12 protein-coding genes are annotated in these 18,434 nt (G+C 44.5%); 8 read left to right on the top strand and 4 right to left on the bottom strand.

What is annotated here, in order from left to right:
• Positions 1–122: 122 nt before the first annotated feature.
• The 4 genes from I6E61_RS03495 to I6E61_RS03480 all read right to left on the bottom strand — a co-directional run bounded on the left by I6E61_RS03495 (position 123) and on the right by I6E61_RS03480 (position 6,829).
• Complete coding sequence (locus I6E61_RS03495; protein ID WP_197129861.1) at positions 123–1,592, bottom strand: efflux transporter outer membrane subunit; 1,470 nt, start codon at positions 1,590–1,592, stop codon at positions 123–125.
• A gap of 158 nt (positions 1,593–1,750) precedes the next feature.
• Positions 1,751–2,869 (bottom strand): ABC transporter permease, encoded by a 1,119-nt coding sequence (locus tag I6E61_RS03490; RefSeq protein ID WP_197129859.1) that lies wholly within the window; start codon positions 2,867–2,869, stop codon positions 1,751–1,753.
• Positions 2,870–5,641 carry a ribosome-associated ATPase/putative transporter RbbA gene (gene rbbA / locus I6E61_RS03485; RefSeq protein WP_197129857.1) on the bottom strand — a complete coding sequence of 924 codons (2,772 nt, stop codon included), beginning with the start codon at positions 5,639–5,641 and terminating at the stop codon, positions 2,870–2,872. It lies immediately after the preceding gene.
• Positions 5,642–5,755: 114 nt separating this feature from the next.
• A complete protein-coding gene (locus I6E61_RS03480) occupies positions 5,756–6,829 on the bottom strand; it encodes an HlyD family secretion protein (protein WP_197129855.1) in 1,074 nt (357 codons plus the stop codon).
• Positions 6,830–7,512: 683 nt separating this feature from the next.
• Here I6E61_RS03480 and arcD point away from each other — a divergent pair.
• From arcD to I6E61_RS03440, 8 genes are all read left to right on the top strand, one after another.
• Positions 7,513–8,949: an arginine-ornithine antiporter gene (arcD, locus tag I6E61_RS03475; RefSeq protein WP_197129853.1), complete on the top strand. Its 1,437-nt coding sequence runs from the start codon at positions 7,513–7,515 to the stop codon at positions 8,947–8,949.
• A gap of 141 nt (positions 8,950–9,090) precedes the next feature.
• On the top strand, positions 9,091–10,335 hold the full coding sequence (arcA, locus tag I6E61_RS03470; RefSeq protein WP_197129851.1) for an arginine deiminase: 1,245 nt from the start codon (positions 9,091–9,093) through the stop codon (positions 10,333–10,335).
• A gap of 89 nt (positions 10,336–10,424) precedes the next feature.
• Positions 10,425–11,435: an ornithine carbamoyltransferase gene (locus I6E61_RS03465; protein WP_197129848.1), complete on the top strand. Its 1,011-nt coding sequence runs from the start codon at positions 10,425–10,427 to the stop codon at positions 11,433–11,435.
• A 66-nt stretch (positions 11,436–11,501) separates the two neighbouring features.
• Complete coding sequence (arcC, locus tag I6E61_RS03460; RefSeq protein WP_197129845.1) at positions 11,502–12,455, top strand: carbamate kinase; 954 nt, start codon at positions 11,502–11,504, stop codon at positions 12,453–12,455.
• Positions 12,456–13,377: 922 nt separating this feature from the next.
• A complete protein-coding gene (locus tag I6E61_RS03455; protein WP_197129842.1) occupies positions 13,378–13,917 on the top strand; it encodes a spore coat protein U domain-containing protein in 540 nt (179 codons plus the stop codon).
• A gap of 112 nt (positions 13,918–14,029) precedes the next feature.
• Positions 14,030–14,779 (top strand): molecular chaperone, encoded by a 750-nt coding sequence (locus I6E61_RS03450; RefSeq protein ID WP_227685656.1) that lies wholly within the window; start codon positions 14,030–14,032, stop codon positions 14,777–14,779.
• Entirely contained in the window at positions 14,730–17,195 is a 2,466-nt protein-coding gene (locus tag I6E61_RS03445) for a fimbria/pilus outer membrane usher protein (protein ID WP_197129839.1), read from the top strand. The genes I6E61_RS03450 and I6E61_RS03445 overlap by 50 nt, the downstream gene beginning before the upstream one ends.
• Positions 17,174–18,274, top strand: a complete 1,101-nt coding sequence (locus tag I6E61_RS03440; protein WP_197129836.1) for a spore coat protein U domain-containing protein — start codon at positions 17,174–17,176, stop codon at positions 18,272–18,274. The genes I6E61_RS03445 and I6E61_RS03440 overlap by 22 nt, the downstream gene beginning before the upstream one ends.
• The last annotated feature ends 160 nt before the right edge of the window (positions 18,275–18,434 follow it).

The raw sequence follows: 18,434 nt of genomic DNA, 5'->3' as shown, positions 1-18,434 counted from the left end.
CTCTATATATCGAATACTATCGTCGACAACATAATCTCTATTACTGTATCAACCTCAAATTGAGCGGCTTACTCTCCTATCACCTTAATAAGTGAGTATAACCTCTCATAAGCTGTCTGAATTTATGATACCTCCGCAGTGACATTCTCTACCCACCCTCCTCCCAGTGACTTATAAAGGTTCAGTAGCATTTGTGCTCGAGCAAGTTGCGAGTAAATCAAGTTTTCTTGTATTTGTTCTGAGTCCAGCTGCGCTGTCAGAGCTTCATCTAACGTTTGATAACCATAACGAAACAGTTTTTCGGCATCGCTGGCACGCTTGGCAGACTGCTGATAAGACTTGTTCAGCAATTTTTGTTGCTGCTCTAGTGCCTGATGCGCCTGATAGGTGTTATCCACCTCACCAAGCGCGAGCAGTAGCCTTCGATCATACTGTAGCAGCGCCGTTTGCAAACGAGCGTCTGCGCTGTCAATATTGGCCTTAATCCGACCGTTTGTAAAAATGGGAACCTGTATACCCACACTCAATATACTGCCCCAACCTTTCAAATCTGGCACATCACTATCAATGTCAATACGCCCGCCTTGACCTAAAAAACGAATGGAAAAACGTGGCAGTAGATCAGCTTTGGCACTTGCCAGTTTGGCAGAATAGGCATTGACTTGTGCGCCATAGGCACGTAGGTCTGGACGACGTTCTAGCAACCCTTGGGGCGTTTGGCCACTGGGCGCACTCGGTTGATGATTGAGAATGTTTACAGTCGCGGAAGGCAGCTCAAAACCTTGCGGTACTTGCCCAATAAGTACGGCTATGCTACGTACGTGTGTGGCATATTCTGCATTGATTGTGCTTTTTTTCGCACGCATGGCATTGAGTTTACTTTGGACATTATTGACTTCATACATGGTGACTTGACCCGCTTGAAAACGCCCTTTTATATATCGCTCAAAGCGCGTCAATATCTCTACATTGCGAGCGGTAATGACTTCACGCTGCTGGGCGGCACGAGCCTGAAAATAGTGATCAGCAATTTGATCTGCCAGTAGCATTTGCGCACCATATACTTTTTCTTGTACACCCAACGCCGCATAACGGGCCGCATCAGCATCACTTTGTTTTCTGCCAAATATATCCGGCTCCCACGCAGCAGAAAATCCCACATTAGCATAACTGCTGTCTATGTCTTGGTGCGTCTCCAACAGCGCAGTACTAGCACCCAATAGACGACTGAGGTTGTCATTTGCAGACAGATGAGCCGAACCATTTATAATGCCCGCTGAAGCATTGACGCCAGCTTGTGGCCCAAGATCAGCAGTGGCAAGACGACTGATTGCCAATGCTTCTGCAAAACGACTTTTAGCGATACGAATATCGGGGCTGTCTTGTAAGCCTTGCTCTATCAGGCGACTTAATAGCGGATCTTGCCATTGTCGCCACCAGTGGCTAATTTCTGGACTGCCCTTCGCCGCTTTGTTTTCGTCAAATGTTGTCGGAATAGAAATGTCACTCTGGCGAACAACCTGTGTGCTTTGGCAGGCGCTTAAGATCAAGACCAATGCTCCCAAACTCACAATTTTGGATAATGGAAACATGCGCTTCTTCTCCTTGTATTCTCTATCATTATTTTTAATTCAGTGCCATTATCGAATATCAAACACGCCCTAGGACGTTTCATAGGACCTATCCTAAGATATCGTTATACCTATGACTGGCTCTTATTGAGCCAAATTGAGCCATGCTGTTTTGCGCATTATCCCAGCTGTTCAAGCATCGCTTTAAATCGTGCTAAAGCAAAAATAAGAAACACGACGCCAATACCTGTCATGACTAATAGCTCAGGCCAAACAATGTCCAAGCCAGCATTACGGAATAAAACATTTTGTGTAAAACTGACAAACTGGGTCGTGGGCCAGTATTCGCTTATCATTTGTGCCGCTTCAGGCATATTGCTGCGCGGTGCTATAGAGCCAGATAAAAGTAACGATACGACTAAGACGGGCAACATCAATAAGGCAAACTGCGGCATACTCGGTGCTATGGTTGACAGCATAATGCCTAGAGAAGATATGGAGAAAAGATACACGATTACACCGCTACCGAATAAAAGCAGTGATCCGTTAATGGGAATACCAAGCAGATATTGGACCACAAAAATCATCGATAACATGGAGGCACATAGAATCACCAAGCCATTGGCAAGTATTTTTGAAATCACGATTTCTATTGTATTAACGGGCATCACCAAGAGATGCTCGATGGTGCCACGTTCGCGTTCACGAATAACGGCAGCACCAGACAGCCCTATTGCCAAGAGCGCAATCATATTGCACACTTCCATAACTGGTGTATACCAGTAGCTGTCTCCATTTGGATTAAATACCATGTTCAGTACTGGCTTGACTAACAAGGGTATATCTTCTTGCTTTAAAAAATCACTCACTTCCTGATTGAATATTTGGATAATATAAGCCTGCCCAATACCTGCTTGAGTCATGGTGGTCGCATCAATTAGCAGCTGAACTTGCGGTTTTCGTCCAGCCAGCACATCCCGTTCAAACCCAGGTGGAAACTCCAACACAAAAATCAGCTTGCTTTTGTCCATCAATTCACCAACATCTTCGCGTTTTACATCGACAGGAGGCAGAAAGTAAGGTTGTTGTAGGGCATCCTGAATTTGTCTGGTCAGCGCCGTACGGTCTAAATCTATAATACCTACGGGCGCATTACGTACATCCGTATTGATACCTTCTGCCACAGTATAGATAGTGACAGAGAACACGAAGCCAATCATGAGAAACAGTATCTTGTCTCCAAACAGACTGCGCAACTCTTTGATGGTCAACGTCCAGATATTTTTAAAAGTCTGCATTTATACCTCCTGCTTTTTCAGGAAAATAGAGGCAAGTGTGATAAATGCCAAGGCAAAAGCTGTCAAGACCATATACTCAGTCAAAAAGCTAGACCAACCCAGCCCTTTGGTAAAGCCGCCAATACTGATACGCTGATACCAAGATGCAGGAAAGCCGACACCAATGGCATAAGCGAAGCCGTCCATACTAGATAGCGGGTACAATAACCCAGAGTAGTTAATGGTGGGTATCAGAGTAACGATAGCGGTAACAAACAGCGCTGCAACCTGTGTTCGAACCAAACTAGACACTAAAAGCCCCAATCCTGTTGACACATAGACCAACAGCAATGCGCCAAAAGACATTGCCCAAAAAGAGCCTTTTATGGGCACTTTAAACCAAAATATGGCCATGAGCACAAGTATGAGATAATTGATCAGCCCCAGAGCGACATAAGGCAGCTGCTTTCCGAGCAGATATTGAGGCACACTGGCTGGTGACGTGTAGAGGTTTGATATTGAGCCAATTTCGCGCTCACGCACCACTCCCAGCGTGGTCATCATTGCTGGAATCAACATGAGTATCATCATTAGTACACTGGGGATGACCGCATTCACGCTTTTAAAGTCTTGGTTATACATAAAGCGTGGAACCACTTCAGCGGCAGGGTCTAAATCGATAGGCAAGCCAGTATCTTGCAGAAGGTCTGTGATATATATCGTCATAATCCCTCCTACATAGCCCTCAATATTGGCCGCATTGAATGGCACTGTCCCATCAATGTAAAAGCTCGCTTCTGGTTGTCTATTGGCCAATAAATCACGTCCATAATCCACTGGAATATCAATGACCAATTGCGTCTCAGAGCTTCTAAGCGCGTATTCGGCTGCTTTTATAGAGTGTACGGGTGACGTAGATGTAAAATATTCTGAGCCAGAAAAGTACTCCGTCAACTGTCGACTTTGTACAGAGTGATCTTGATCAAGTATCGTATACGGTAAATCGTGCACATCAAACGAGATACTCCAACCAGTCATGACCATCAAAATAATGGGTCCAACGATAGCAAAAAATAGCCTGATTTTATCGCGTAATAGCTCTTTAAATTCGCGAGTGGCAAATGTCCAAACAGTGGTAAACCAATACTTAAGCGTGTCGGTTTCGTTGGTTTGACTATCAGGTTCAGACGCTATGGTCGCTGATTCTACTGGTGTGTTTTCAGTCGAGTCGTTTGGGCTGGTGGGTTCAGTGTTATTTTTTTCATCTTCAAGCAGATACTCTACAAAAGCTTCTTCGAGATCCTCTGCTTGTTTATTACGTGTCAGCTCTGTCGGTGTACCAACGACCAGCACGCGACCACGATGCATAAAAGAGATACGATCGCATCGGCTGGCCTCATTCATAAAATGAGTAGAGATAAATATCGTGATTTTATCTTCCCGTGAAAGCGTCAATAACTGTCGCCAAAACATATCACGAGCACCAGGATCGACACCTGAGGTTGGCTCATCCAAAATCAATACTTCCGGATGATGCAGACAAGCTGCTGCCAGCTGTAATCTTTGGCGGATACCTAGTGACAATGAGGCTGGCGCTGTATCCGCCACAGCACTGAGGTCAAATTTATCTAACGCATCCTTTACAGCTTGTTGTCCACGCTCTCCTTCTATTTGATAAAGGGTTGCGTGCAATTCTAAATTTTGACGTACACTCAACTCTTCATAGAGCGAAAAAGACTGCGACATATAGCCGACGCGCATTTTTGTCGCTATATCACTTGCATCGATAGATTGACCCAGCAGTTTGGCTGAACCCTCTGTTTTATCAATCAATCCAGTCAGCATCTTCATCGTGGTCGATTTGCCACAACCATTAGAGCCTAAAAAACCAAAGATCTCACCTTTTTCAATACAAAAGCTGACATTATCAACCGCCGTAAAATCTCCAAAACGTTTGGTTAGATTTTTTGCCTCAATAGCTGGCGGTGCATCAGGATCAGGGACAAATGGCGTGATAACCAATGCGCCTGCATTCGTTTGTTTCTCTGGTGGTAATAGCTTGATGTACGCCTCTTCAAGTGACGTGACATTTAGCTCTGTCATGACGGTTTGCGTCCGCTGATTGGCTAAGAGCTTGCCGTCATCCATCGCTAGCAGGTATTCAAAATTTTTGGCTTCATCAATATAGGCTGTCGACACGATGACTGTCATCTCTTCACGTTCAGCTTGTAACGAGGCCACTAATGACCAGAACTGACGGCGTGATAAGGGGTCTACCCCTGTGGTTGGCTCATCAAGAATCAGTAAATCAGGATTGTGCACCAACGCACAGCATAAGCTCAGTTTTTGCTTCATTCCGCCCGAAAGCTTGCCAGCCGCACGATCAGGAAATGGTGCTAGCCCAGTTGCCTCAAGTAAACGGGCTATTCGTACATGGCGCTCATGCGCATTCAATCCAAACAGTCGCGCATGAAATTCCACATTTTCATATACCGACAGGGTTGGATAAAGATTATGCCCTAAGCCTTGTGGCATAAAGGCGATACGTTTTGACAACGCCTCACGTGCAGACTTTTCTGCCATATCCTTACCGAATACTTGCACAGAGCCATTTTGAATGACCTTGACCCCTGCAATAAGAGACAACAACGTTGACTTCCCAACACCATCAGGACCAATTAGCCCAACAGTGCTCCCTTGTAAAATATTTAGGGAAATATTATCAAGAGCAACCGTCTTGCCATATGTATGCGAAACAGTGTTAATTTCAACGGCGGTATGTTGGCTATCCATACGTTATCTCACAGTTTGTGTCGTTAATTTATTCATAAAGATAACTCTTCGGTTGTAAAACCATCTGAATAATTTATGACCTCATTTTCCGCTGTCATACTCGAACGTTACAAACTAGGATTGGCCTTTTTTGGGAAGGTTTATAGCAAGATTGCTCGGCCATGCTACGTCGGTATTGCCACGCACATAACCATTACCTGTCATGCCGCTCTTGAGTAGGCCTTTGTATTCTTTGGCTATTGCCACAGGTAACTTGATACGCACTTTAAACATCAGCTTTTCGCGCTCGTTCTGCGTTTCCACTGATTTGGGCGTAAATTGTGCTTGTGATGCAATAAACGAGACTTCTGCTGGCCACACACTATCCAGACCATCCAGCACGACTCTCGCGTCATTACCGACTTGTAAGCCACTCATCTGCCCATTAGGTAAAAAAAGATTCATAGACACATCCTCTGTATCTAGCAGACTAACCATTTTGCTGCCTGCTGCAATCACACTGCCAACCTCGGCAATTCGGTATTCCACGCGACCAGCTTTAGGACTGCGTATCAACATATCGTCATTCATCGATGCGGCAGATTTTTCTTGAGCTTTGGCCTGATTGACGCCAGCATTTGCTTCCGCTACTTGAGCATCGATTTGTTGAACGGCTGCCTGCGCTTCTGCGTACGCTGCTCTAGCCGCTTGCACGACCGCAACCGCGCCATTGTATGCCGCTTGGCGTTTGGTTACTTCTGAGTCTGAAACCAAATCTTCGCGGCGCATCTTGCGGGCATTATCCAACTCCATTTTGGCTACTTTCTGCTGTTCAATCTGCGCATCAATTTGGGCGTTGGCACGCGCCATTGCCTGCTCTCCTTGCGTACGACCCGCCCGTGCCTGTGACACCATTTCATGTGCGCGCTGCTCAGTTGCCTGTGCCGCCACTAACTGACTTTCGCTTTGCGAGGAAGACAGCTTAACAAGCAGCTGATCGACATCGACATCTTCCCCTTCTGACACCAGCATTTGCTCAACTCTGCCTGGATAAAGGCTAGCAATATCAAACCGCTCAAGCTCCAGTCTACCGTTTGAGCTGACTATCCCTAGCGGTAGGGCTTGTGCAAGTTGCTGCTGTTGCCAGTAATACCAACCGGCAGCAGCGGCTACGACAAGCAATAGAATCAAAACCCAGGCTTTCTTCATAACGGTTCCTATATATTATTTATATGCGGAAATAAAACAGAAAATAACCAGCCCATACGTCTTTTAACCGTATTAGGGCATGTCCTCAATTTGAAATTTTAATGATTTTTTAGTATAGGGCGTGTTGAATATAGGAAATCAGATCATGCACATCTCGTGTTGATCACGATGACTGGCAATATTGGCGCTGTGTGGATACAAGACAATTTCTACACCAAGGCGGAATGGTGAGTGATTTATATAAGATATTCGGCATACAGTTGATTCATCAGATATTGGGCCGATTAGGACACGACCTAGTAAGAAATACCAATAAATCCATAATTATATTGTGGTTATGGTACTCGATACCACCCCAATACACCATCATAAACTGCATTTATTTTGAGCATCCTATGATTCGTTTAATATATCTCTGCAAGTTTTTTGACCGACTCAGGCTACTAGTTGTAAAAAACCTACTGCCATAGCAAATTTTTTCATCATGAGTTATCACAGTCATTTAACTGGTATAGATACATAAATATTTTTAATGATGGCCATTGAGCTAACAAAACTATGATATTCCATGCTAATATTGTGGAGTTTCCATATATTAAACACTGTTTTTAAGTATTCTTCAAGACCAAATCTATTTTGTTGCTTTCATATATTTCTCAATTAGAGAATAAAAGGTCTTCACCATGTCTGAAACAACGCATAATCCATCTGAGAAAAATCTAAACTTTACCGCACTCATTGCCCTTGTCGTAGGCTCTATGATAGGCGGTGGTATCTTTTCATTACCGCAAAACATCGCTGAAACCGCAAGCCCTGGTGCCTCATTGATTGGCTGGGTAATCACTGGCGTTGGCATGCTGATGCTTGCCTTCGTATTCCAAAATTTAGCACATCGCAAACCTGAGCTTGACAGCGGGGTCTATGCCTACGCGCAGGCAGGTTTTGGTAACTATATGGGTTTCAACTCTGCATGGGGTTACTGGCTCTCTGCTTGGTTGGGCAACGTCAGTTACTACGTGCTGATATTTAGTACGCTGGGTTATTTTTTTAATGTGTTTGGAGATGGTAATACCCTAACTGCATTGGTGGGTGCCTCTGTATTATTGTGGGCATACAACTTCATGATTACTAAAGGTATCCAGACGGCTACTTCAGTCAATACGTTGATCACCATCGCTAAAGTGATACCGCTGTTCACCTTTATTGTCATTATTTTTACGGTCTTTAATATGGATCTGTTTAATAGCGACTTTTGGGGCAGAGAGACGGATCTAGGGTCAGTCCCTGATCAAGTTAAAAACATGATGATGGTGACGGTATGGGTATTTATTGGTATTGAAGGGGCCAGTGTGTATTCTGCACGCGCCAAAAAACGATCTGATATTGGCAAAGCCACCGTATTGGGGTTCATTTTTACGTTAGTGCTATTAATGCTGGTTAACTTTTTGGCAATGGGTGTTAGATCACTCCCTGAGCTTGCAGCGATGAAAAACCCGTCGATGGCTTATTTGCTAGAGTATGCCGTTGGCCCGTGGGGCGCGACCTTTATCTCAGTCGGTTTGGTCGTCTCGCTGCTCGGTGGTTTATTGGCTTGGACGCTATTCTGCGCCGAAGTTTTGTTCGTTGCCGCCAAAGACGAAACCATGCCGACGTTCTTTTATAAAACAAATGCCGTTGATGTGCCGGTAAATGCACTATTGGTGTCTTCTGCAGCGACACAGTTATTCTTAATCATCACCTACTTTAGTAAAAGCACTTATAACAATATTTTTTATCTGTCCACTTCCATGATTTTGATTCCCTATTTCTTTTCTGCCGCTTATGGATTTTTGGTGGCCTATCGCAAAGAGGGTTACAAAGCATCCGAGAGCGCCAAAAAAGACATTGTTATTGGGGTAACCGCACTGTTTTATAGTGTTTGGCTGTTGTATGCAGCCGGTATTCAGTACTTTTTACTATCCGCTTTATTGTATCTTCCTGGCGTGGTTCTCTATATAAAAGCACGTAGAGAGCACAAGTATCAGCTGTTCAATACAGCCGAAAAAGTGGTGCTTGCAGTCATTACTATCAGTGCCATCTATGCAGCCTATGGCCTGTACAGCGGTACGTTAAGCTTGTAGTGACCATACTAAATAAAGCGCTTTCATTTGTAATCACAAAAAACCGTTCGTCGTAATTTTCATATCAGTTGCTTTTTTCAGATTGTTCGTCCTCTAAACAGTGGTGAGATACTTGCACCCAAACCGCATAAGGATACAAAAATGTCTGACAAGTCTTTAGGTGTTCATTCAGAAGTCGGTAAATTACATAAAGTTATGGTGTGCTCTCCAGGTCTTGCCCATCAAAGACTGACACCGCAAAACTGTGATGACTTATTATTTGATGATGTCATGTGGGTGAGCAAGGCCAAAAGTGATCATTATGATATGGTCACAAAGATGCGAGATCGCGATATTGAGGTGGTTGAGATGCATCAACTGCTTGCACAAACCCTTGATAATAACGATGCCATGCAGTGGATTATGGATCACAAAATCACTGATAATCACGTCGGTACTTTATTGGCTGGCGAAGTGAGAGATTGGTTGACCAAACTTGAGCACAAGAAACTGTCCTCGTTTTTAATTGGCGGCGTCACCACTGAAGAGTTACCGAATGATATTGGGGCGTCACTCAAAAAATTATCCGCACTGTCAGGTACGACTGAGTTTGTATTGCCACCACTGCCAAACACTCAGTTCCCTCGTGATTCTTCAAATTGGATATATGGCGGTGTGACGCTTAACCCGATGTATTGGCCCGCTCGCCAGCAAGAAACGCTGCTAATTTCTGCTATTTATAAATTTCATCCAGACTTTAAAGGCGCTGATTTCAAAATTTGGATGGATGACACTGAAGAAGATCTCAGTGGCTGTAGTTTAGAAGGTGGTGATGTCATGCCTATCGGCAACAAAACCGTGCTGATTGGTATGGGTGAGCGAACGTCACAACAAGCGATTACCAGACTGGCCAAAACTTTATTCATCGATGGTTCGGTTGACCATGTCATCGTAGCGGCCCTACCTAAGCAACGTTCTGCAATGCATTTGGACACCGTGTTTACGTTTTGCGATATTGATTTGGTCAACGTGTTTCCGGCAGTGACAGATCATATTACGACCTTTCATATTCGTCCTGATGAAAGCAAGCCACACGGTATAGATGTGCGCGAAGATGACAGACATTTTTTGAAAGTGATAGAAGAAGCCGCAAGGGTCGACAAATTAAGAGTGGTCGAAACAGGCGGCAATAGCTACGAAGTTGAGCGAGAGCAATGGGATGATGGTAACAATGTCCTTGCCCTTGAGCCAGGCGTTGTCATCTCTTATGACCGCAATACTTATACCAACACGTTACTGCGTAAACAAGGCATTGAAGTGATTACGATTCCAAGCTCCGAGCTGGGCCGTGGCCGTGGCGGTGGTCACTGCATGACTTGTCCTATCATTCGCGATCCAACGGATTAGGGCATATTGAACCCTACCTGCTCATAGCGGTGCCAAATACAGTGATAGTCCATCCAAAATAAACACATACTAAAAATTAAGGAACCATCATGAGTTTCAATCTTCACAACCGTGATCTACTGAGTCTTATGCATCATAGTGAACGCGAGCTTACGTATCTTTTGGATATGGCTCGTGACCTAAAAAGAGCAAAATACTCGGGCACAGAACAAAAACACCTTTTGGGCAAAAACATTGCGCTGATCTTTGAGAAGACCTCAACCCGCACTCGTTGTGCTTTTGAAGTAGCGGCATATGACCAAGGTGCCAATGTGACGTTTATTGGCCCGAACTCATCACAAATAGGCTACAAAGAGAGCATGAAAGACACCGCTCGTGTGTTGAGCCGTATGTATGATGCCATCGAGTATCGCGGGTTCGGTCAAAAAATTGTCAATGAGTTAGCAGAATATGCGGATATTCCTGTCTTTAATGGACTAACGAATGAGTTTCATCCCACACAAATGCTAGCAGACGTAATGACCATGCGTGAGCATACCGATAAATCAATCCATCAGATTAAATATGCTTATTTTGGTGATGCACGTAATAATATGGGCCGCTCATTATATTTAATGGGTGCTAAGATGGGTATGGATGTACGCCTTTGCGCCCCTAAAGACTTATGGCCTGCAGCAGACTTTTTAGCCACTTGTGCAGACTTTGCCAAAGCATCAGGTGCGCGTCTTACCATCACCGAAGATGTAAAAACGGCAGCAAAAGAGGTTGATTTTATTCATACCGACGTATGGGTATCGATGGGTGAGCCTATTGAGAGCTGGGCTGAGCGAATCGATGCGCTAATGGCTTATCAAGTCAATATGGATCTGATAAAAGCCACTGGTAATCCAAAAGTAAAATTTATGCATTGTTTGCCCGCTTTTCATAATTCAGATACCGAGGTTGGTAAAAAAATCACTGAAAAATACCCACAGCTCGCAAATGGTATCGAAGTGACCGAAGAGGTATTTGAATCACCTTACAACATCGCATTTGAGCAAGCCGAAAACCGTATGCATACGATTAAAGCCGTTCTAGTTTCTGCGCTTGGTAATATCTAATGTATCACATTAGCAACGCGTGCTACTGATATGACGTTAACTGAAGACAATGCGTAGGAAAATATCATGAGGTTACTAATTGCCTTAGGTGGTAATGCTTTATTAAAACGTGGAGAGCCGTTATCTGCTCAAAACCAACGCCAAAACATCAAGACTGCCGTTGAACAAATCAGCAAGGTTACGGAGGGTAACGAGTTAGTCATTGCTCACGGTAATGGCCCCCAAGTCGGTTTGCTTGCGTTGCAAGGCGCGGCTTACACTGAAGTCGATACTTACCCATTAGACGTTTTGGGCGCAGAAACGGAAGGTATGATTGGCTACATCATCGAGCAAGAGCTTGGGAATGTCCTGCCGAGAGACTCATCCATTGCTACCCTACTCACTCAAGTAGAAGTCGACCGTAAAGACCCTGCTTTTAACAATCCAACCAAGCCTATTGGCCCTGTATACTCAAAAAAGGAAGCAGAAAAGCTAAGTGCGCAAAAAGGCTGGGTTGTTAAAGCCGATGGTCAATATTTTAGGCGAGTGGTTGCAAGCCCTAAGCCCAAAAAAATATTTGAGCTAAAACCCATACAGTGGCTACTTGAAAAAGGTGCGATTGTTATCTGTGCAGGCGGAGGTGGTATCCCAACGGCATTTGATGAAGATGGCTGTTTGCAAGGGGTCGAGGCAGTAATCGATAAAGATTTGTGCGCATCCTTACTTGCCCGCAGCCTTAAATGTGAGTTATTGGTGATTGCCACGGATGTGGCGTATGTTTATACAGACTTTGGAACTGACAAACAACGAAGCATCTTGCAGGCACACCCAGACGCTTTAAGTGAGTTTGATCTTCCTGCGGGCTCTATGGGGCCAAAAGTTGCAGCGGCTTGCGAGTTTGCGCGTGCGACTGGAAACACCGCCATCATCGGCTCACTGACCAATATTGGTCAGACACTTGAGGGAGGTGGCGGTACTCGTGTTTCAATGGAGTACGAAGGCCTCACATATGCCGCTGTATCTCCGAAGAACACAGAGTAAACCCTCGATTGCATCTGTAGTTTTACGATATACAATATTTTTTGAGTCGTTCCCAAAATAACCGGCTCATCAGTCTGCTATAAGTGGTTTGATTATGATCGTCAGGTTGTATGACTAAAATTTTCCAAATGAATGTCTATAGGTTTGACAGCCTAGGTCAACAAGAGTAATCCACCATCCTAAAAACACAAAAAAGCCTTTCAAGCTTTATACTTCATAGCTTGAAAGGCTTTTGCGCTCGCATGTTTTTATCTAGGTAAGGGGCTTAATATTAGGGTTTTAACACCCCCATTGCTATTTATGCATAAAATTAATTGTCTTACTTTACTAATAAGCACAACACAAAACACAATACTCTCTGATTCCTATTAAAAACACTCGTAAAGCGGCAAAAAGATAAAATTATGTTCATTATTGTGCAGAAAACTGTAGGAGTTTTGATTTACTCAACCCATCTTTTATGGTATTTATCCAGGCAAAACATAGTGGTTTTTTGCAAATTCCATAATCATTAAAAGTACAGCTTTGTTAATAGCTTGTCTGCACTATTTTCTATGGCACAATTTTATTATCGATACGCAGTTACCTATATACTGTAAGTGATTAGTAGCTAGTGATCATTCAAATAAGCATCGTTCTATCTTTCATATATATATCATTCAATGTTGTTATATTCTTATTATTAAATATAAAGAATAGATATATAATGGCAACTAAAACTTAACATTTATAGTGCAATAAAATATAATTCATGTAATAATTAAGTAACAAAATTTGTTCATTTATTTACCTGAATATATGCAGTGTTTATTTCACCTTGTAGGCAAGGCTTACTAGCAATATTGGAGGTTATCACCTGCTTTGCTATATTGCGTTAAGGTGGTAATAAAAGTGCTTATAAACGTACTTTTGGAGGCTTACCATGCAGTTAAACAAATACGTGTCTACCATCACATTATTGGCTGTTAGTGGCTTAGTAGCGGTTTCATCAGCCAATGCAGCAACGGCTAATGGCTCTTTCAATGTCAATCTCACCATTACCTCAGTTTGCGCTGTTGTCGCAAGCCCAACCACTCAAGACATTAATTTTGGGAGCCATGCCGCAGGTACTGCTTCAGCCACCATTGGCGAACAATCATCTGCAGCAGCTATTGCTGTGACGTGTTCTAAAAATGCACCATATGCTGTCAACTTAACGCCATCTAACAGCAATACTTTAGGGGCAGGCACCATGACAGGCCCAGGCAGTGATACCGTGAGCTACCAATTGACCCAAGCAGCCGCTGGCGATGCATGGGGAAATACCGCAACACTTGAGGCTGCAGGTAACGGCGTGTCAGGCATTGGTGCCGGTTTGGCAGCAAGCGCCAACACCCATACGGTGTTTGCAACTGTTACCTCTACTACCGATGTACAACCTGGTGATTACTCAGATACGGTCAATGTTGCAGTAATTTATTAATTAATAGGTATTAATAACTGATTAGTGAGGGCTGTTATCAAGATGACTATGACGGTGCAGCCCTCAGCGCAATGTACAAACATTAAAAATCCAATTGAGTTGAATACCAACCATGCTGAATCACTGGGCAATAAATATTGCAAAGCAAGGACTGATTGCTGGATTACTTTTGTTATCTGGTGTAGCAATGGCGAGTGGACTTCAGGTGTCGCCCATATCGTTAACCTTGCATGCCCAGCAAAATGCAGGTGGATTAACGCTTAGTAATACTGGTGATGATGTGGTCAATGCGCAAGTACGTGTTTATCACTGGTCACAAAAAGACAATCGTAATCAACTTACCGCTTCGCGTGCCCTGTTGGCAAGCCCGCCCATGATTACCCTAAACCCTGGTGAGCAGCAGCTCATTAGAGTGATACGTACTAGTACGCAGCCGAAAGGCGCAGTAGAAGACGCTTTTCGGTTATCAATCGATGAGCTGCCAACCCAACCTGCGACTCAAAAAAATGGCCTGCAATTTGTATTGAGCTACTCGCTGCCTGTGTTTGTGCAATCATCAAATACGGCTGCACGTCCAGCATTGCAATGGCATCTTAAGCAGCAGATAGGCACAGAGGATGCGCTGCTACAAGTTAGCAATAATGGCGCGGCCCACGCCCAGTTGGCTGGGCTTTATTTTATAGATAGCAATAACCAACGTCTTGATATCAATAAAGGCTTATTGGGCTATGTTTTACCGGGTGCTACCATGAGCTGGCCACTAAAACTGCCCCTTGATACGATGACAAGCGGTACTTTCAAGGTGATGATTAATGGAGATCAGACAACACCCAATGTCACGCTGGACCACCCTACTCATTAGTATTGCGCTGCATATCGTCACCACATCTGCCAGCCAAGCGGAAGGCTTAAATAACGTTGCTACCGCAGGCTCAAATCATCAAAAGGTGTCACAGCACCCTGTAACCCCTGACAGTAACAGCATGGTAAAAGGGATTGATTTATATTTAGAGACAACACTAAACGGCACCAATATGGGCTTAGTGCACTTTATGTATGATGATAACCAATTATGGGCAAGTAGCCATGTGCTGCAACAGCTTGGCTTTATTTTACCAGCAGGCATTAATCCTATTGCCCTTAATGGTTTAACGGGTGTTCATACAGACTACAATGCCCGCCTACAAACCGTAAACATTGTTGCCCCTATTGGTTTGCTAGATTTAAAAACCACTACCTATAATACACAGCGTACCACACGCCCTATTGCCACTGCTTCGCCTGGGCTTCTACTAAACTACAACCTTTATGGCACGCATGACTCGAACAACCGTACCGGTATAAGTGCTTATACAGAGGTACGAGGATTTAATGCCTCAGGAGTATTAAGCAGCACTGCTCTCACAACCACCAATAACCAATGGAGTGGGCGCAATCACTGGGATGCCGAAACCGTACGCTTAGACACCAATTGGCGTAAGTCGCTTCCAGACCAGTTAATAACTATTCAGGCCGGTGACATATTAACGGGTGCGCTGTCATGGACCCGCCCAACACGCTTGGGCGGCTTGCAAATAGGTACCAATTTTACGCTACAGCCTTATAAAACCACCACACCATTACCATCGTTTTTTGGTACAGCCACACTGCCTTCAGCTGTTGAGCTTTACGTAAATGGCCTCAAACAATATAGCGGCGATGTGCCCGCAGGCCCTTTTGAACTAAATACCGCACCCAGTTTTAGCGGCGCTGGTACAGCGCAGTTGGTGGTGACGGATGCCTTAGGGCAAAGCCAAACACTTGATTTTTCCTTATATAATACACCGCAGTTATTACAAGCAGGGCTAGTAGATTGGTCGGCTGAGCTTGGTCATGTGCGTAAAAACTACGGTATAAAATCTTTTGATTATGGCAATGATATTGCCGCCAGTAGCACACTGCGTTATGGCATGAACAACCACTTTACGGCAGAAACTCATGCCGAGCTGACAGATGGTCTTTATAACGCAGGAATTGGTGGTACGTGGTTGTTAGGAGAGGCTGGCGGCATACTGTTTGCGTCACTGGCAGGTAGCCACACCTCTGCCACTCGAAGTAACTCAAACAAGGCCGATAGCCAAAAAGGTACACAATACAGCGCGAGTTATGCATGGCACAATAATCGCTTTAATATTGGGCTTAATGCCACAGGCACGCAGGGTACGTACCGCGACATTGGCACCCAGTATGGTTCTGCACTTGCACAGCGCAGCGAGCGTATTTCGGTAGGACTGAATACAAACAATCTGGGCGGGTTTGGAGTAAGTTACAATCAAATTGGCTACCACACCCAAGACCAAGAAGACGCCCAACTTGCCAGTGCCTACTGGCGCAAAAATTTTGGGCGCCGCTTACTGCTAAGCGTTAATGTAACCCATGATTTACAGAACTCGCGCAACGATAGCGTGCTGATTGGAGCATCTATGGCGCTAGGCGAACGCGGATCAGCCAGCAGTAGCTTGCAACAACAGGGCAATGATACGTTTTTTGTGGCTGATGTGGCACAAGCAGCCCCCAATGATGGCGGTACTGGCTGGCGCGCACAAACCCGTAATAGTGCTAACAATAACGATTTGGTAGCCGAATTAACGCATCTTGGTCGTTATGGGCAAGTAAATGCAGGTATTAATATCAATGATGATAGCCACGATTTTTATAGCAGCGCAACCGGCTCTTTAGTGATGATGGGTGGCGGGGTGTTTCCTAGCCGCCGAGTAAACAGCAGCTTTGCCGTGGTATCGACCAATGGCATGGCCGATGTGCCAATATTGCTACAAAATAGCCCGATTGGCACCACCAATAGCAAAGGCTTACTACTTGTGACCCCTCTCAATGCTTACCAAGAAAACAAAATTGCCATCAACCCAATGGACTTGCCTGCCAATATTAAAATCGACAAAGTCAGTATTGAAGCCACTCCAACAGAGCAAGCTGGCATGGTGGTCAACTTTGATATGGCACCCGTGCGCTCAGCATCACTTATTTTAACCGACCCGCAGCAGCAGCTTATACCAATAGGCAGTACGGTTGAGGTGCTATTTCAGAAAAATAAGGGCGATACAGCAGTGGTCGGGTTTGATGGCGAGGTTTATATAGACTCTCTAGAGGCCACGAATAATCGTATTAAAGTAACTACGCCTGACAATCAGGTTTGTTATGTGACTTTCGATGATGCTACTCGTAACAATGGCGATATTCCCTTAATTGGCCCGCTAATATGCAACAAGGTGAAACACTGATGCAATCAATACAGCAGTCGATAAAATGCTATTACGGTTTATGCCTGTTGGCGCTAGCATTACTTTGTTGGTTGCCAAGCAATGCTAACGCCATATTGGCGGCCAATTGCACTGCCAGTATGAACCCTAGCACCATTAACATCAGCTCGGCGGTTACGCCAAGCAATGCCGATAATGCCACTATTAATGCCACCATTACTTATACCTGTACCAATACAGACTACTTACTCAACATGAACGTGTCGGTCTGTTTATCAGCCGATGGCGGCAATGATGGTAGCGGCAACTCAAGCACGGTGCTTCCGCGTTATATGAAAAACACCCTTAACGACTCACGGTTAGCCTTTACCATGACCTTGCCAAGTAGGAGCAATAAGGTTTGGGGTACTGATTCAAGCGCAATGTATCAATCGGCAGTTCACACCCTAAGCCCGCGCGCTAGTATTACTGTCAATGTGCCAGTCACAATCACACTGTTAGCCAACAATAACAATACCTTGGCTGCCATTGGTAGTTATATCAACACCTTTAATACCACCAATACCGCTATCACCTACTCTGATAGAACAGCACTCATAGCGGCTTTATTGGCGACCCCTAATTGCCAAACAGATAAAATCATTTTGCTGGCAGATACCGTCACCAAAGCACTACCATTTACTGTACAAGCTACAGTTATACCTAGCTGCGTAATTAGCACTGTAACAGATTTTAATTTAGGCAGCCGCCCTGCCAGTCAAAGCCTGATTGCTGCTAGCAATAACACCATTAACACTACCTGTACTACCAATGCGCCTTACTATATAGGCTTATTGCCATCTAATGGCAATATAAATGGTGCAGGTGTGCTAACAGGTACAGGCAGTAATACAGAGCAAATACCGTATCAGCTGCGCTCGGCTGCCAGTGCTACTGGCACAATATGGGGCAATACTGCCACAGCAACAACCGTTGGTAACGGGCTTGCGCAGACTGGTAGCGGCGTGGCACAAATCCACACTGTTTATGTCACCGTACCCAATTCAGATGTTACCCCAGATAACTATACCGATAAGGTCACAGTGACTGTTAATTATTAATGGTTGGTTAGAATGGTTAATAGCACAAGACCGCACTGGCTTTAGGACTGAGGCAAACTCACTAGCGATACTAATCAAAGAAGATTTGGGTAGTACCGGCTAGCGTCAGCTCTTTTACCGCATTGGTTAATAGACTACAATATTTGACTGAAACCTGATC

The organism is Psychrobacter sp. NZS113, from assembly GCF_015864825.1.
Lineage (GTDB): Bacteria > Pseudomonadota > Gammaproteobacteria > Pseudomonadales > Moraxellaceae > Psychrobacter.
This window is presented reverse-complemented; position numbering and strand designations above follow the sequence as displayed.

Excerpts from the sequence above, each read along its gene's own strand:
- I6E61_RS03480 (WP_197129855.1), bottom strand. The coding sequence starts at position 6,829 with ATGAAGAAAGCCTGGGTTTTGATTCTATTGCTTGTCGTAGCCGCTGCT.
- I6E61_RS03490 (WP_197129859.1), bottom strand. The coding sequence starts at position 2,869 with ATGCAGACTTTTAAAAATATCTGGACGTTGACCATCAAAGAGTTGCGC.
- rbbA (WP_197129857.1), bottom strand. The coding sequence starts at position 5,641 with ATGGATAGCCAACATACCGCCGTTGAAATTAACACTGTTTCGCATACA.
- arcD (WP_197129853.1), top strand. The coding sequence starts at position 7,513 with ATGTCTGAAACAACGCATAATCCATCTGAGAAAAATCTAAACTTTACC.
- I6E61_RS03450 (WP_227685656.1), top strand. The coding sequence starts at position 14,030 with ATGCTGAATCACTGGGCAATAAATATTGCAAAGCAAGGACTGATTGCT.
- I6E61_RS03445 (WP_197129839.1), top strand. The coding sequence starts at position 14,730 with ATGGAGATCAGACAACACCCAATGTCACGCTGGACCACCCTACTCATT.
- I6E61_RS03495 (WP_197129861.1), bottom strand. The coding sequence starts at position 1,592 with ATGTTTCCATTATCCAAAATTGTGAGTTTGGGAGCATTGGTCTTGATC.
- I6E61_RS03465 (WP_197129848.1), top strand. The coding sequence starts at position 10,425 with ATGAGTTTCAATCTTCACAACCGTGATCTACTGAGTCTTATGCATCAT.
- arcA (WP_197129851.1), top strand. The coding sequence starts at position 9,091 with ATGTCTGACAAGTCTTTAGGTGTTCATTCAGAAGTCGGTAAATTACAT.
- I6E61_RS03455 (WP_197129842.1), top strand. The coding sequence starts at position 13,378 with ATGCAGTTAAACAAATACGTGTCTACCATCACATTATTGGCTGTTAGT.
- arcC (WP_197129845.1), top strand. The coding sequence starts at position 11,502 with ATGAGGTTACTAATTGCCTTAGGTGGTAATGCTTTATTAAAACGTGGA.
- I6E61_RS03440 (WP_197129836.1), top strand. The coding sequence starts at position 17,174 with ATGCAACAAGGTGAAACACTGATGCAATCAATACAGCAGTCGATAAAA.